Origin of the sequence: Mesorhizobium xinjiangense, assembly GCF_009749525.1 — a bacterium.
Lineage (GTDB): Bacteria > Pseudomonadota > Alphaproteobacteria > Rhizobiales > Rhizobiaceae > Mangrovimarina > Mangrovimarina xinjiangensis.
The window spans coordinates 308,041-321,786 of sequence record NZ_WOAC01000002.1; the positions used below are offsets into that span (position 1 = coordinate 308,041).

Annotated in this window: 22 protein-coding genes and 2 tRNA genes; 9 read left to right on the forward strand and 15 right to left on the reverse strand. The window is 63.5% G+C overall.

Annotation, left to right across the window (positions count from 1 at the left end):
* Positions 1-53: 53 nt before the first annotated feature.
* The 3 genes from GM909_RS03765 (at position 54) to sufA (ending at position 2,186) form a co-directional block, all read left to right on the forward strand.
* Positions 54-1,295, forward strand: a complete 1,242-nt coding sequence (locus GM909_RS03765; RefSeq protein ID WP_157014857.1) for a cysteine desulfurase — start codon at positions 54-56, stop codon at positions 1,293-1,295.
* Between the two features lie 35 nt (positions 1,296-1,330).
* Complete coding sequence (locus tag GM909_RS03770; protein WP_157014960.1) at positions 1,331-1,708, forward strand: SUF system Fe-S cluster assembly protein; 378 nt, start codon at positions 1,331-1,333, stop codon at positions 1,706-1,708.
* Positions 1,709-1,802: 94 nt separating this feature from the next.
* Positions 1,803-2,186, forward strand: a complete 384-nt coding sequence (gene sufA, locus GM909_RS03775) for a Fe-S cluster assembly scaffold SufA (RefSeq protein WP_157014858.1) — start codon at positions 1,803-1,805, stop codon at positions 2,184-2,186.
* A gap of 171 nt (positions 2,187-2,357) precedes the next feature.
* Here the strand turns inward: sufA and GM909_RS03780 are convergent, their stop codons facing one another.
* The 3 genes from GM909_RS03780 to GM909_RS03790 form a co-directional block, all read right to left on the reverse strand.
* Complete coding sequence (locus tag GM909_RS03780) at positions 2,358-2,855, reverse strand: GFA family protein (protein WP_157014859.1); 498 nt, start codon at positions 2,853-2,855, stop codon at positions 2,358-2,360.
* A 174-nt stretch (positions 2,856-3,029) separates the two neighbouring features.
* Positions 3,030-4,541 (reverse strand): DEAD/DEAH box helicase, encoded by a 1,512-nt coding sequence (locus tag GM909_RS03785; protein ID WP_198174115.1) that lies wholly within the window; start codon positions 4,539-4,541, stop codon positions 3,030-3,032.
* Positions 4,542-4,814: 273 nt separating this feature from the next.
* Positions 4,815-5,588, reverse strand: coding sequence for an NAD kinase (locus tag GM909_RS03790; protein WP_157014860.1), 774 nt, complete (start codon positions 5,586-5,588; stop codon positions 4,815-4,817).
* Between the two features lie 142 nt (positions 5,589-5,730).
* On the opposite strand from GM909_RS03790, the gene GM909_RS03795 reads away from it, so the two are divergent.
* Positions 5,731-5,806: transfer RNA gene (locus GM909_RS03795), tRNA-Thr, on the forward strand.
* Positions 5,807-5,826: 20 nt separating this feature from the next.
* Here the strand turns inward: GM909_RS03795 and GM909_RS03800 are convergent.
* The 11 genes from GM909_RS03800 to GM909_RS03845 form a co-directional block, all read right to left on the reverse strand.
* On the reverse strand, positions 5,827-7,032 hold the full coding sequence (locus GM909_RS03800) for a tyrosine-type recombinase/integrase (protein ID WP_198174116.1): 1,206 nt from the start codon (positions 7,030-7,032) through the stop codon (positions 5,827-5,829).
* Positions 7,029-7,283, reverse strand: coding sequence for a helix-turn-helix transcriptional regulator (locus GM909_RS25690; protein WP_198174117.1), 255 nt, complete (start codon positions 7,281-7,283; stop codon positions 7,029-7,031). The genes GM909_RS03800 and GM909_RS25690 overlap by 4 nt, the downstream gene beginning before the upstream one ends.
* Complete coding sequence (locus GM909_RS03805; protein ID WP_157014862.1) at positions 7,280-7,735, reverse strand: ASCH domain-containing protein; 456 nt, start codon at positions 7,733-7,735, stop codon at positions 7,280-7,282. The genes GM909_RS25690 and GM909_RS03805 overlap by 4 nt, the downstream gene beginning before the upstream one ends.
* A complete protein-coding gene (locus GM909_RS03810; protein ID WP_157014863.1) occupies positions 7,732-7,980 on the reverse strand; it encodes a hypothetical protein in 249 nt (82 codons plus the stop codon). Before GM909_RS03810 ends, GM909_RS03805 begins: the two co-directional genes overlap by 4 nt.
* A gap of 4 nt (positions 7,981-7,984) precedes the next feature.
* Positions 7,985-8,209, reverse strand: a complete 225-nt coding sequence (locus GM909_RS03815) for a hypothetical protein (RefSeq protein WP_157014864.1) — start codon at positions 8,207-8,209, stop codon at positions 7,985-7,987.
* Positions 8,209-8,484, reverse strand: a complete 276-nt coding sequence (locus GM909_RS03820) for a hypothetical protein (protein WP_157014865.1) — start codon at positions 8,482-8,484, stop codon at positions 8,209-8,211. Before GM909_RS03820 ends, GM909_RS03815 begins: the two co-directional genes overlap by 1 nt.
* A complete protein-coding gene (locus GM909_RS03825) occupies positions 8,481-8,756 on the reverse strand; it encodes a hypothetical protein (protein WP_157014866.1) in 276 nt (91 codons plus the stop codon). The genes GM909_RS03820 and GM909_RS03825 overlap by 4 nt, the downstream gene beginning before the upstream one ends.
* Positions 8,753-9,901: a phage Gp37/Gp68 family protein gene (locus GM909_RS03830; RefSeq protein ID WP_157014867.1), complete on the reverse strand. Its 1,149-nt coding sequence runs from the start codon at positions 9,899-9,901 to the stop codon at positions 8,753-8,755. Before GM909_RS03830 ends, GM909_RS03825 begins: the two co-directional genes overlap by 4 nt.
* Entirely contained in the window at positions 9,898-10,062 is a 165-nt protein-coding gene (locus GM909_RS03835; protein ID WP_157014868.1) for a hypothetical protein, read from the reverse strand. Before GM909_RS03835 ends, GM909_RS03830 begins: the two co-directional genes overlap by 4 nt.
* 247 nt (positions 10,063-10,309) lie before the next feature.
* Complete coding sequence (locus tag GM909_RS03840; RefSeq protein WP_157014869.1) at positions 10,310-10,486, reverse strand: hypothetical protein; 177 nt, start codon at positions 10,484-10,486, stop codon at positions 10,310-10,312.
* A 235-nt stretch (positions 10,487-10,721) separates the two neighbouring features.
* Positions 10,722-11,021, reverse strand: coding sequence for an Arc family DNA-binding protein (locus GM909_RS03845; RefSeq protein ID WP_157014870.1), 300 nt, complete (start codon positions 11,019-11,021; stop codon positions 10,722-10,724).
* A gap of 251 nt (positions 11,022-11,272) precedes the next feature.
* Here GM909_RS03845 and GM909_RS03850 point away from each other — a divergent pair, with 251 nt between their 5' ends.
* The gene (locus GM909_RS03850; protein WP_157014871.1) at positions 11,273-11,539 is read left to right on the forward strand and encodes a hypothetical protein; all 267 of its coding nucleotides are present in this window, start codon (positions 11,273-11,275) and stop codon (positions 11,537-11,539) included.
* Here GM909_RS03850 and GM909_RS03855 read toward each other — a convergent pair.
* Positions 11,509-11,877, reverse strand: a complete 369-nt coding sequence (locus tag GM909_RS03855; RefSeq protein WP_157014872.1) for a hypothetical protein — start codon at positions 11,875-11,877, stop codon at positions 11,509-11,511. The two genes, GM909_RS03850 and GM909_RS03855, sit on opposite strands and share 31 nt — an antisense overlap.
* 75 nt (positions 11,878-11,952) lie before the next feature.
* On the opposite strand from GM909_RS03855, the gene GM909_RS03860 reads away from it, so the two are divergent.
* From GM909_RS03860 to GM909_RS03875, 4 genes are all read left to right on the forward strand, one after another.
* Positions 11,953-12,207 (forward strand): hypothetical protein, encoded by a 255-nt coding sequence (locus tag GM909_RS03860; protein WP_157014873.1) that lies wholly within the window; start codon positions 11,953-11,955, stop codon positions 12,205-12,207.
* 333 nt (positions 12,208-12,540) lie between these two features.
* Positions 12,541-12,615, forward strand: a tRNA-Met gene (locus GM909_RS03865).
* A 212-nt stretch (positions 12,616-12,827) separates the two neighbouring features.
* Entirely contained in the window at positions 12,828-13,328 is a 501-nt protein-coding gene (locus GM909_RS03870) for a phage regulatory CII family protein (RefSeq protein WP_157014874.1), read from the forward strand.
* Between the two features lie 14 nt (positions 13,329-13,342).
* The gene (locus GM909_RS03875) at positions 13,343-13,576 is read left to right on the forward strand and encodes a GcrA family cell cycle regulator (RefSeq protein ID WP_328600442.1); all 234 of its coding nucleotides are present in this window, start codon (positions 13,343-13,345) and stop codon (positions 13,574-13,576) included.
* Positions 13,577-13,746: the final 170 nt, after the last annotated feature.

Genomic DNA, 13,746 nt, shown 5'->3' on the forward strand with positions numbered 1-13,746 from the left:
TTCGCCGTCATCCTCGAGACAAGCCCGAGGATGACGGTCGCAAGGATTGAGCAGTGGACCAGAAGATCGAACATATCCCCTATGACGTCGAGGCGATCCGCCGCGACTTTCCCATCCTGTCGCGCGAGGTCTACGGCAAGCCGCTGGTCTATCTGGACAACGGGGCTTCGGCCCAGAAGCCTCAGGTGGTTCTCGATGCGATCCAGAAGGCCTATTCGAGCGAATATGCCAATGTGCACCGCGGCCTGCATTTCCTGTCGAATGCAGCGACCGATGCCTATGAAAAGGCGCGCGAGACGGTGCGCCGCTTTCTGAACGCCGAAAGCACCGACGAGATCGTCTTCACCAAGAACGCGACCGAGGCGATCAACACCGTCGCTTATGGCTGGGGCATGCCCCATATCGGCGAGGGTGACGAGATCGTCCTGTCGATCATGGAGCACCATTCCAACATTGTGCCGTGGCACTTCATCCGCGAGCGCCAGGGCGCAAGGCTCGTCTGGGCTCCGGTCGACGACGAAGGCCGGTTTCATATCGAGGATTTCGAGAAGTGCCTGACCGAGCGCACCAAGCTGGTGGCGATCACCCATATGTCGAACGCCCTCGGCACGGTTACGCCGGTCAAGGAGATCTGCCGCATCGCGCATGAGCGCGGCATCAAGGTCTTGATTGACGGCAGCCAGGGGGCGGTCCATCTGCCGGTCGACGTGCGCGACATCGACTGCGATTTCTACGTCTTCACCGGTCACAAGGTCTACGGCCCGTCCGGCATCGGCATCCTCTACGGGCGCAAGGAGATGCTCGAGGAAACGCGTCCCTTCCAGGGCGGCGGCGAGATGATCGAGGAGGTGACGACGGACAACGTCACCTACAACCATCCGCCGCACCGTTTTGAGGCCGGCACGCCGCCCATCGTCCAGGCGATCGGCCTGGGTGCGGCGCTCGACTACATGGACACGATCGGCCGCGAGCGCATCGCCGCCCATGAGGCGGAACTGAAGGATTATGCGCATGAGCGCCTGCATGGTATCAATTCGCTGCGCATCTTCGGCCATGCGCCGGACAAGGGCGCGATCATTTCCTTCGAACTCGAAGGCATCCATGCGCACGATGTCTCGATGGTGATCGACAGGTCGGGTGTGGCGGTGCGTGCCGGCACCCATTGTGCCCAGCCGCTCTTGAAGCGCTTCGGCGTGACCTCCACCTGTCGGGCATCCTTTGGTATGTACAACACGAGGGAAGAGGTCGACCGCCTGGCCGAAGCGCTGGAAAAGGCGCGCACCTTTTTTGGATGAACGCAATGATCGAGAACCAGACGACAGGCAAGGACATGGACGAATTTGATGCCGCCGGCCCGGCGGCCGAGGGCGACGCTCCGGTTTCGGCCATTCCGCGGGAAGACCTGGCGCGCCTGACCGACGACATCGTCTCGGCGCTGAAGACGGTCTACGATCCCGAGATACCGGTCGATATCTACGAACTGGGCCTCATCTACCGGATCGATATCGAGGATGACCGTGCGGTCAAGATCGACATGACACTGACGGCGCCGGGCTGTCCCGTCGCCGGCGAGATGCCCGGCTGGGTGGAAAACGCCGTCGGCGCCGTCGAAGGCGTTTCCGGTGTCGAGGTTGGCATGGTCTTTGATCCGCCCTGGACGCCCGACCGGATGTCGGAAGAGGCACAGGTCGCCTTGGGATGGTATTGAGCCGACGGGTTGCACTGTCGGCGAATCTTTACCATCTTGAACGCAGAATGATCATTCGGCGGGCCTTTAACCCGCACGCAATGGAGATGTTTCAATGGGTCGTTTTGCCGTAATTTCCATGACGGACACCGCTGCACAGCGCGTGCGCGAGATCGTTGCCGCGCGGGAAGGCGGCGCCGGTATTCGCGTCGGCGTGAAAAAGGGCGGCTGCGCGGGCATGGAATACACGATCGATCTGGTCACCGTGCCTGATCCCAAGGACGACCATGTCGAGCATCAGGGTGCCAATGTCTGGGTGGCGCCGGAAGCCGCATTGTTCCTGCTCGGAACGCAGATGGATTTCGAGGTGACGAAGCTCAGGACGGGCTTCACCTTCAACAATCCCAACCAGTCCTCGGCCTGCGGCTGTGGCGAATCGGTGGAATTGAAGCCGGCCGATCTGAAGGCACTGGCCGAAGCGCGCACCGGCGCGCCCTGAACGGCCGAATCCAGCCTCTCACCCTGAGCTTGTCGAAGGGCGAGGGCGCGGTGTCCCGCGACGTGCCGATGCTATCGGCTCACCTTTTCACGGAATCGGTTCGCCGATCTAACATTTTGATTCGACGCAATTCCGGACGGAGAACCGGATTCCACTTCTCCTGGAATTGCTTTAGTCCACCCATAACCCGCGCTTCTTGTGCCAATCGGCGATCGATTCGGCCGGGTAGAGATCGAAACTCTGGTCGTTCTCCGCGATATCGGGCTCGACCCACGACGCCTTGTATTTGAGCATCAGGTGGACACGCTCCGGCGCCTTCGGCAGGTCGCTGTCGATCGCCGAGGCGAAGGGGTGGACGAGATCGGGCCAGGTCGGATCAAAGAGCCATAGCGCCGAGCCGCATTGCCGGCAGAAGCGCCGCTCGCCCGTCGACAATTCGCATTGCGGCCGTTCCTCGTCCTCGATCCTGGCGCGATAGAGCCCAAGATGCTCTTCGCCCTCGATCTTGAGCGTGGCGGCATCGGCGGCCAGGTTGATCGCATATCCGCCGCCGCCCTGCTGCTTGCGGCAGATCGAGCAGTAGCAGAGCTGATAAGGCACCGGCGTGTGGCTGTCGGCCTCGAAGCGCACGGCGTGGCAATGGCAGGAGCCTTTCAGCAGCATCGGCATGGGACATCTCCTTGCACCTGTATGGGGCTCCAACGAGACCATTGCCTGGCGGGACGGGCAAGGTCCGTCTCGTGGCGCGGCATGCCGCTGCTGACAATTTCAATCAGATGCTCGTCTCGAGATGCCGCGCTGCGGCAGGTGGCCAGATGCCACCGTCGACACTGGAAACAGGCCTCAGACCTTGGCCGAAACCTTCATGAAGGCCGGGACATCCTCGCCGAAGCCGATCGTGCCGTCATCGAGGTTGTCGTCGCGTTTGCGGCGTTCCCGCTTGGGCTCCTGTGGACCGTCCTGCTGCTTGCCCCGGCGGTTCGAATTGTCCGCCTTGATGGCCTCGCGGTGATCGGACTTCGTCTTCTTCGGCGCCGTCTTTTCAGCCGTCTCAGGTGCATCGGTGGCTTCAGTTGAGGCCGGCTCGGACGTCTTCCCGCGCGGTGCGCGCTTGGTCTTGGCCGTTTCCTTGCCGCTGCGCCCGCGTCCGCGACGCGGCGCCTCGTCATCCTCGGAGGGCGGGGGCAATGCGGAGAGGTCGCCGTCGAGCCACTCGATCGTCTGACTGGTCAGCTTCTCGATCGCGTCGACATATTTCTTGTCGGCGCGGGTGACGATGGTAAAGGCCTTGCCGCTGCGCCCGGCGCGGCCGGTGCGGCCGATGCGGTGCACATAATCCTCGGCATGGATCGGCACGTCGAAATTGAAGATATGGCTGACGTCGGGGATGTCGAGGCCGCGCGCAGCGACATCCGACGCCACCAGGAGCTTCAGCTTGCCGTTGCGGAAATTCTCCAGCATCGCCATGCGCGCGCGCTGGTCCATGTCGCCGTGCAGGGCACCGGCGTCGAATTCGTGCCGCGTCAACGAGCGGAACAGTTCGGAGACGTCCACTTTGCGATTGCAGAAGATGATGGCGTTCTTAAGCGTCTCGTCTTCAGCCGTGATCAGGTCGCGCAAAACGGCGCGCTTGTCCCAGGCCTTCGATCCGGACTTGACGAGGCGCTGCGTAATGTTGGCGCCGGTGGTGGCGGCGCGCGCCACTTCCACCCGCACGGGCGCCTGGAGGAACTGTTGCGTGAGCTTGGTGATCTCCGGCGGCATGGTGGCCGAGAAGAACAGCGTCTGGCGGGTGAACGGAATGAGTTTGCAGATGCGCTCGATGTCGGGAATGAAGCCCATGTCGAGCATCCGGTCGGCCTCGTCGATGACGAGGATCTCAACCCCGGTCAAAAGCAGCTTGCCGCGCTCGAAATGGTCGAGCATGCGCCCCGGCGTGGCGATCAGCACGTCCGCACCGCGTTCCAGCTTGCGCTCCTGTTCGTCGAACGACACGCCGCCGATGAGGAGCGCGATGTTGAGGCGATGGTTCTTGCCGTATTTGACGAAATTCTCTTCAACCTGGGCGGCGAGCTCGCGCGTCGGCTCCAGGATCAGGGTGCGCGGCATGCGCGCCCGCGCGCGGCCCTTTTCCAGCCGCGTGATCATCGGCAGCACGAAGGCCGCCGTCTTGCCGGTTCCCGTCTGGGCGATGCCCAGCACGTCCTTGCCGGCGAGCGCATGCGGTATGGCGCCGGCCTGGATGGGCGTCGGCTCGACATAGCCTGCGTCGGTGACAGCGGATAGAACCTTGGGCGAAAGGCCAAGGTCGGAAAATTTGATCGTTTCCTGAGCGTTCTGGGCGTCGGAGGACAAGTGCTTTGGCTGACTTTGCTGTTGATCTTGCCGCGTTCATGCGGTCGCGGTGCCGTTAGCGGCAACGATGCCGCATGGCGATATGACGATGCGGCCGATTTGTCAACCGATAGGCGCAAAATGGGGCAGGAGTGTCTTGCCGCCCGGTTGGATTGCGGTTCCTGGAACATGTCCCGCTCAAATGGAATCGTGTGAGCGAAAGGTACATGTTCCAGCATATTGATCTGGCGCGCATGTCTTCGCTTCAAACGGTTCCGTTGAAGCAAACGCGCGCTAATTGGGAAACTGCTCGGTGAGGATCCTCTCCTCCCAGGGATGGCTGGCGTCGAAGAGGATGGTCGCGGTCTTGTCGCGCGATTCGCGGATGCGCACCGAAACGACCGACTTGACCTCCGTGTGATCGGCCACGGCGTTGACCGGCCGCTTGTCTGGTTCAAGCACCTCGATGTCGACGACCGAGCGGTTGGGCAGCAGGGCTCCATGCCAGCGCCGCGGACGAAACGGGCTCACCGGCGTGAGCGCCAGAAGCGGCGCGTCGAGAGGCAGGATCGGTCCCTGGGCCGACAGGTTGTAGGCGGTCGACCCGGCGGGCGTGGCGACCATCACGCCATCGCAGATCAACTCCCTCAGCCGCACATGGCCGTCTATGGATATCCTCAGCCGCGCCGCCTGGTAGGATTGGCGCAGCAGCGACACCTCGTTGATGGCCAGCGCGTCGGTCTCGCGCCCGTCGGCCGTCTGGGCATGCATGCGCAGCGGCCGGATGGTTTCGCCGATCGCCGCGCCGATCCGCTGGCGCAGGCCGTCCTCGCGATACTCGTTCATCAGGAAGCCGACAGTGCCGCGATTCATGCCGTAGATGCGCCGGCCCGAATTCATCACCTGGTGCAGCGTCTGCAACATGAACCCGTCGCCGCCGAGCGCGACGACGACATCCGCGTCCTCGAAGCGCTCCTGGCCATAGAGGGTCGCCAACCGCTGCGCCGCCTCTTGTGCATCGGGCGTGTCGGCCGAAACGAAGGTGAGCGTTGGCGCTTGGCTGTTCATCCTGGCGTCCGGCCGGTCCGATTTCGCGTTGACGGGCCGTGGGTTAGCACGCTGGGCGAGGCATGCAAAGAGTGTTGGTCGCACCGATCGGGGAGGCGAAACCCCTTTACTGCGGCGCCAATTGTGATAACGGAACGCGCGTGCCCTTGTAGCTCAGCTGGTAGAGCAGCGGTTTTGTAAACCGAAGGTCGGCGGTTCGATCCCGTCCGGGGGCACCATGCTGCCACACCGGCAGAGTTTACCCGTTGATTTTGCGTACCTTTTTCTCGTCATCATCGTCGCGGGACGCCACCGCCGCCGCAGGGTGTGGCAGAATGTTCCCGATTTCACCCCAATCGATACGAGCGACGGCCTGTCTGGCCAGCTTCGCCTGGCGCTTTTTGCGCGTGTAGATCTTCGATGTCTTGCCGTCGCGCCAGCCGAAGAAGCCGTCGAGCATCGAATCCGTCGCCTCGCTCTCGGCGAGGTTGGTCGCCAGACCCTTGCGGACGCTGTGTGCCGAGCAGTGCTTGAGGCCGGCCTGGTCGAACCATTCCGAAATCCGATTGCCGAGCCCCTTGGTGGTGTAGGGCTTGCCGAACTCGGTCAGCATGTAGTTCATGCCCTTGACCGGGTGCATGGCGAGCACGGCGTCGAGGACCGGGTGAATTGGTATCTCCAGTGTCACCGGCGTTCGGTTGCGGTTCTTGAACAGACGCAGCACGAACTTGTCGCCCCGGCGATGCTGCGGCCCGATCTGCCGCAGATCGGACAGGCGGATGCCGGTGTACATCAACAGCACCACAGCGAAGACGGCTTTCGATCCGACGCCGTGATGGCGAACATACTGCTCGAGCTCGCTGTCGATGATCGTGTGGAAGCCATCCGTCGGCTTGCGGAAGGACTTCACGAGCTTGGCCGTGTTCTGCGGAACGATCTTTTCCGCCTTGCCGTCACGGCCCGGCTGTGTGGTCTCGAAGATCTGGCGCAGCGTCTTCATCCGCTCGTCGGCGGCAAAGGGCGTTGCGGCCTTGCGATCGCGCAGCACGGTGATGTTGGCCACGTCGAGCGCTGGCAGAGGCATGCCGGCGAAGATCCTGCCGTCGGGCTTCTTCGGGTCTACCGGCTCGCGCAGCATCGATTCGATGATCCTCTTGCGCTTGTACTGCGTTGTCGGGTCGAGCTCGGTGAAGATCGCGCATTGCTGGTAGGCATGGCACAGCCAGCGGAAGGTGTTCGGCCTGGGCGGGCCTTTCATGTCGTCGTGGTGCTGATCCTCGCCCGCGCCGCCTTCCTCGAGCTTCGCACGTTCGGCCCAGTAGGCCTTCATGAAGGCCTCCGAATCCTTGTCGTCAGGCAGGCGGCAGACGCGCCGGCCGTCAACGCGGAAATACCACCGCACGGTGCCGTGGCGCGAAACGTTCCGCTCGACATATTTGAGATCGATCGTGGCCAACTCGATCACGCCGACGCCCTCCATCCGGACAGATCGGCGCCCTTCCTTTCCGCTTCGGTCGGCCATTCCATCATGGCCGCCTCGATCTCGGACAATAGCCAGATTTTCCGGCGGTTCCAGAGCCGAGGGTGCGGAAGGCTGCCGTCGGCAACCATGGCGTCGACGGTGTTAGGGCTGACGCCCAGGGAAAGGGCAACTTCCATCCGGTTCAGGCCGACACGTGGGACGGGCCTGGAGAGGTGTCGAGCAGGGTCGCTCACAGCAGACTCCCGTCATCAGTATGGCCTGGCTCCGGCACTTCCATGATTCTCTTGCGCCACTCGAAGAAGCCGAGGGCGCCCTTCACCGGAATGAAAGGGATGGGCCGGGCATTCGCCAGGACGAAGCCATGAGGGCCGACGAACCAGTCGTCATCGGATCCGTCAATGCAATCGACGAGCTCGGCCACACCGACGATGCCGCCGGTGGCGATCGGAACGCCGTAGCATGCGGGATAGTCGATCCCAAGCAGCGTGCGCTCGCCGGTGACCGGATGAACCCCGGCCGTCACCCAATTATGAGCGCCGGTGTCGATCTTCCGCCCGGCGTGGATGGCGACGGGGCCGCGATAGCGTGTCGGCCAGCTGCGGTTTTCGACCGATTTGAAGCCGTTGCAGATCAGCCATGCCCATGGCTGCATGATCGACAGGGCGAGTTTGGGAAGTTCGCTCATTCCGGCACCTCGCCGACTTCCACCATCACGGGTGGGTGGCCCGTGCCGATAATGCGCAGGATGATCGGGGCGCCGTTGTTTATCGCCTCGATCTCGGCCGGCGTGGGCAGCCAGGCCGTTTCCATGGCCGGCGTGCCCGTGCCGTTGACGGCCTCGGTTATGATCACGTCACGGACCGGCAGGCCGAGATATCCTTGGCTCTTGCCGAGCACGCGCGTGCAGCCCTGTATGCGTCCAATCTGCATCAGATTAGCCTCCCTTGGCCGCCGCGAAGGCCGGGCAGCCGGCGCAGTCGCGGGCCGGCTCGATCGCCAGGCCGGGGCCGATCTGGCGCAGGAGCCAACGCGGTGCGTTGCGGAATCGCTCCGGGTGCTGGTCGGGCCAGTCGCATAGATGGACCGTCGCGGGAGTCTCGATGCCGCTCGACGAGATGGCATAGGCCTCGTCCGATCGTGAGAGGTATTTGCAGCGCATCAGAACATCCCCTCGCGATCGCCCGCGCGGCAGTCGGGGCAGGTGTGGCTGTATGGCTGGCGCTCGGCCTTGCCGGCTATCCTGCGGGCGGTGCCGAAGAGGTCCGACGTGTCGTCGTCGCGCTCGAGATTGTCCGTGACCTTGCGGATCGACCAGCCCGCCGTCTTCGCGTCGGCGATCATCACCGCGAAATCCTCGTCGGCATAGGTGTTGGGATAGCTCGACGGACAGGTATCGCAGCAAATCTGGTTCTTGCCTTCCTCACGCACAATCACGGGCGCCCCTCCTTTCCGAACAGTTCGGCGTCGAGGCGGCCGGCATGCATGACGTCGGGCATCCATGCGGGCTGGCCGGACATGTCCTGCCGGCCGATCGCCATCTCGATATCGAGGATGAGGGTGAGCGTTTCGGCGACGCGGTCCGCCGTCGCGCGATCGGACGTGCCCGGCCGCGGGCCGTCCTTGTCCATCACCCAGCCGCATTCGATATCGCTGGCAAGCGAATCGACGAACTGAGCATGGGCGCGTGCGAGCAGGGTATCCTTCATCGGGCTGCCTCCGGCCAATCGTTGTGCTCGCGGCCGTCTAGCGTGCGGCCCGCGGCCTTCTTGCCAACGCGCTGTGCCCATGCGGAGACCTCGAAATACCGGCTACGTCTGAGACCTGTGTGCATCGCGCCATCCGGATCCCACATCACGTAATTTCGCGAGGCGAGCTGAGGCGGCACGTGACGAGGTCCCCAGCCGCCATCTTGCCAGTGCGCAACTCGGCGACCGTCGCCGAAGCCATCGAACACGTCGTTCTGTCCGGGAAGCCAAGCACCCCACTGCTTGAAGAAGAAGGCCGTGCCGGCTGCGGCGCATTGGTCGCGGATCGAGCGCGCCCAGGCCGGATGCATCGGCCGCGCGCCCGGGCCGCTCTCGCCGCCAACGATGATCCAGTCGAGCTTTTCGTGGCCGCGAGAGATGGTTCCGGGATGATCGTCGGGAACGTCGTGCCACCAGTTTCCACGAAGCGCGTCGATGAACTTGTGTCCGTTGCAGAAGTCATCAAACTGGATCGGCCCCAGCAGCGGCTCGGCCGAGACGAAGCGGACGGCGGCCGGCGTGGCCAGCAGGTGCGGAATGCGCTCGTCGGCCTCCTGCTGGCGCTCGGCCGAGATGCCGAGCCAGACATTGGGAAGGTTCTTGCCGCCCCAGTATGCGAGGGTCTTGCCTTCCGGGATACGGGCCATCTGCCGAGCGCAATGTTCGATGTAACCCCAGCGGCCGAATCCATCATCGTGGGCAAAATAGTCCCGCATCCGCTCCGCCCGTTTGGTGAGGATCTGGTAGGCGTGCTGCGGAGTGAGCGCCATGACGGCGAAGACGCGGTCGATCAGCTCGTCCGGCACATCCTCGTGGAAGAGGTCCGACATGGAATTGACGAAGATCGTGCGCGGGCTCTTCCAGCGCAGCGGCGCCGTCAGGATGCGGTCGGGCGCGGCGGCGATCTTCCCGGTCCAGACCGCGCCAGCCTTCGAGGCCGTCGTCGTGCCGGCATAGTGCGGCGCGGTACCCATCTTCTCGATGCGCGCCGCCATCTTCATGGCGTAGCAGTTTGTGCAGCCGGGCGAGACGATCGAGCAGCCAGCGACCGGGTTCCAGGTCTCGCCCTTGGTGCCCGGGCGGTGTGTCCATTCGATCGCGGTCATTGGTCAGCCTCACGTGGCTGTTCCTCGCCCTCGCTGCGCTCAGCCTGACGCCGGCGCATTTCCTCGACATAGCGTTGGACGGGGATGATGCCGGCATCGGCCCATGCGCGAAGCATGGCCGTTTCGACGCCTGCAAGAGTGATCTTCGACGTTGCCGTCATCGCCTCAATGCTCCCTTGGCTTTCGCGATCGCGCGGCGCGCACAGAACACTGCGGTGTCGTCGCCGGCGTCCATCGCATGGGGAAGCAGCGATTCCGTCGCCTGGACGAGGCCGGCAAGGATTTCGCGTTGCTCGGCAGGGCCACCGGGCTTGCGCTTGGCATTCCGCCAACTGGCCCGGCAATCCTCGCAGTTGCGATAAGGGCTGCCATTCGATCGACCGCAGGTGGCGCAATGGGGAAAGGCCCTCATGCCGGCCATCCCATGACGAGGCCGACGGCGAGGGCGGCGATCAGCAGGCAGATGAGCAGGGCGTCGATAATGCGCAGCCTGGTCGGTCGCGCGGCCGCCGGAACCTGTTCCTGCTCGGGCCAGTCATTGCCGCCGAAGCGGGCGGCCTCTTCGAAGCGCTTGTTGTCGTTCATCCGGCCAGCCCTCCGAGCAGCTGGGCGATGCCAGCCACGAAGATGGCCATGGCGATGAACGATGCGAGGTCTTTAAACATATCCAGACATCCATTCCGCGTATCGATTGGCGAAGGATATCGGGAAAAATACCGATTATCAATATGGGAGCCGGGAAAAAAACCGAAGGAATAAAGGCAGATCTATCACCCGGTCCGACGCGCAGCGATGTTCAGACCGATTGTTGGATATCTCTCTAGCGCTGCCTGGACTTGCCGGATGTAGCGCGGCGAGGGCGCTTTGGCTGGCGCTTCTGCAGGATCTCGACTGCGTCGGTGATGAGCTTGATCATCTTTACGCGGTCGGCCGCGTCGAGATCGCTGAGGATCGGCCGAAACACTTCCGCCAGCTGCATGGCCGGGTCGGGCTCGAGCGAACGATCGAGCCTCTCGACGATTTCCGAATTAAGGCTGCTCTCGCCCTTCACCTCAAGGAGCCTCGCCTTGATCTCTGGTGGCAATCGCAGATGGAAACTCGGGTTCTCGGGCTGAGACATGCCCGACTTATGGCCGAAACGATTGCCATGCGAAATCGTTCCAGAGTCATGGCTAATGCTTTGAAAATGGTACCATTGTCACCGCTATTCACAGCATATCAGCAAATGACAATTTTCCTAAAATTGGACAGTCAGGATCGCTTGTCCCACACTGCAAAGGCGGCCGTGGTGGGCCGCATTTGTGTGTAAGTGATCCGATTTCGTGCTGTGGGAGGGCGAATGAGGGGCGGATTGGTAAAGGGTTACGCAATATGCAGGCGATGGGCAGGGCAGGCGAAATATCGGATGGAATCGAGGAGCTTATCGAAGGGAGGGTGATCAGCCGCCGAGGGCTTCTTGGCGGCATGGCAGCGGCTGCAGTACCGGCCAGTGTGGAGGAGATGCTGTCGCTGGAGGAGAGAGTCGAACTCGCAGCAGAAGTTCTGGCGATGTCGATGAAGGCATTGCACGGCGGCGAATGTATCGTGCGTGTCAGCCATGAGCACGGCTACGTGGCTGTCGCCCGCGACTTCTCGTAGTTGGACAGCAGAAACTCTGCATAGTCCTCGATCTGGGCGCGAACTTCGGGCGAAGCGTTAGCCGCCCGAAGGAGTAGCTGCTGGATCTTCTGCGACTCTTTGGGAACAACCTCCGGGCCGCATTCTTCAAGCAGCCAGGACGCTGTTGTCTGCAGGATTGGCGCAAGCGCTACGAGCGTACGGGTCGAGACACCGCGGTCATTCGAGCCTGCCTTCACGGTGCGTCGAATGTCACGGATCGCGGAGTTGCTGAGGCCAGCCTGTTTGGCAGCTGCGGACTCGGTCAGTCCGACGGCTTCGAGCCGTGCGTCTATGCGCGCAAGGATATCTTTCAACATTTCGGGATTTTCTCCGAGAGCCGCGCATTTGGGTATCGGGAAGATGACCGTTGACATGTTCGGGAAAATAACCGAATGTTCGCGGCCATGATCGGTATTCCTGACCTTCTGGCCGTCACCGGCGAATATATCCGCGTCACCCAGATCAAGGAGGTGACGCTGAGCTTTCGCGTATTCGGCGACAGCAAGAAGCTGAAGATGCTTCGCGAAGGCGCGGACATCACCCTGGGCAAGTTTAACGCGGCACTCCTGTGGCTCTCGACCAATTGGCCGGAGGGTGCGGAATGGCCGCGCGATGTGCCGCGGCCCATCGCGGAGGCCGCCGAATGACGTTTTCTCCGAAACCTCCCAAGCGCGGTGTCATGCCCGCGCCAACTGCCGGCCCGGGTGTACCCGCCACCCCGAAGCCCGGGCCGGCATTTTCTGTTTGTCCCCATGGCGATCGGGCCTTCGCCCGGCGCCGTGAAGCAGTCGACGACGACCGGGGCCCAGTCGGGGCCACGGGTGCCCGGCGTCGTCGGCTGCGTCTGCCGCTCGAGCTCTCCGACGACGTGTCGGTGCTGCTCGCGGTCGTCGCTGCGCATGACCGTATCAGCCAGGCCGAGTTCGTTGCGCGCGCCGTTGTCGTTCGCGCCGAGGCGATCGGTATCACCAATCTCGCATTGCAGGGTGGAGAAGCAGCATCTCGTCTGGCTCATAACCAGAAGATCGCCGGTGCAAATCCGGCCCCTGCAACCACCCACAACCCTGAGAGCGAGAAGGGGCCGGAGGGCGTGCCGCGTGGCGCCCTCCGGTCGCCGCCCAAGCCGCCGTAGGTCATGTGAATTGCGGGCCGTCTGTTCGTTCTTCGTCATGCCCGCACTCTGAACACAACCAGCCTTTCCCGCCACGGGAAACGACGCCGGGGTTTCCCGGTGCGGGAACCTTTTTGCACCCTGACGGAGGTCGCAATGTCTCATTTCGGCGATGCCTGGTTTCACCGGCTCAAGGCCGCCCAGCGCGATCTGATCAAGATGGCCGGCGGCATCGAGCGCACGGCCGAGCTCACCAGCTTCTCCAAATCCGAGGTCGGGCGCTGGAACTTGGCCGGCGAGGGGCAGCTCATGCCGCTTGCCGCCGTCTTCGCGCTGGAGATGGAGGTCGGTGTGCCGATCGTCACCTCGGCCATGGCCGGATTGCAGGGCAGGCGGCTTTCCGATCCGGCGGAGGATGAGGCACGCGTCGGCGACGTGCTGGCGCGCTTTTCCGACGCGGCCCGCCAGTCTGCCGATCTCACAGCTGCCGGCGCCCTGGCGCTTGCCGACGGCAAGATCACGCCGGCGGAGGCCTCCGAGATCGATCGCGCGGCAAGCCGGCTGCAGCAATCGATCGTCGACCTGCGCAACGCACTCGCCGGCACGAAGGCTGCGGGCGGCTTCTCGGTGGTCGATGGAGGGCGGGCCAATGGTTGATCCGCATGCGACCTATGACGCGGCGTGCCGGCACGTGTCGCTTGCCGAGCTCGAATGGGCACGACTGCCGCTTCCCGGTCGGGGCGTCGGATGCGGCGGTTGGCCGGCACCTCTTTTGCGGCAATCCCGCCGCGCCGGGATCCTCCTATTGCGCGCACCATGCCGAGCGTTCGGTGGGCGAGGGCACGCGCGGCGAGCAGCAGGCAGCGAAAACGCTGGAGGTTCTCGGCCGGGAGAGGGCGGCGTGAACCGCTACATCCTCGCCCTCGTCGTTTATCCCGCCATGGTCGCCGCCGTTGGCGCGGTGCTGGCGATCGTTTTCCCATGGCATGCGCTTCCCGGGAGGCCCTGGTGATGGCTGACGATCAGGCATACGACCCCTATGCGCCGCGCGGGCCGGCGCGCGAGCGACCCGGCG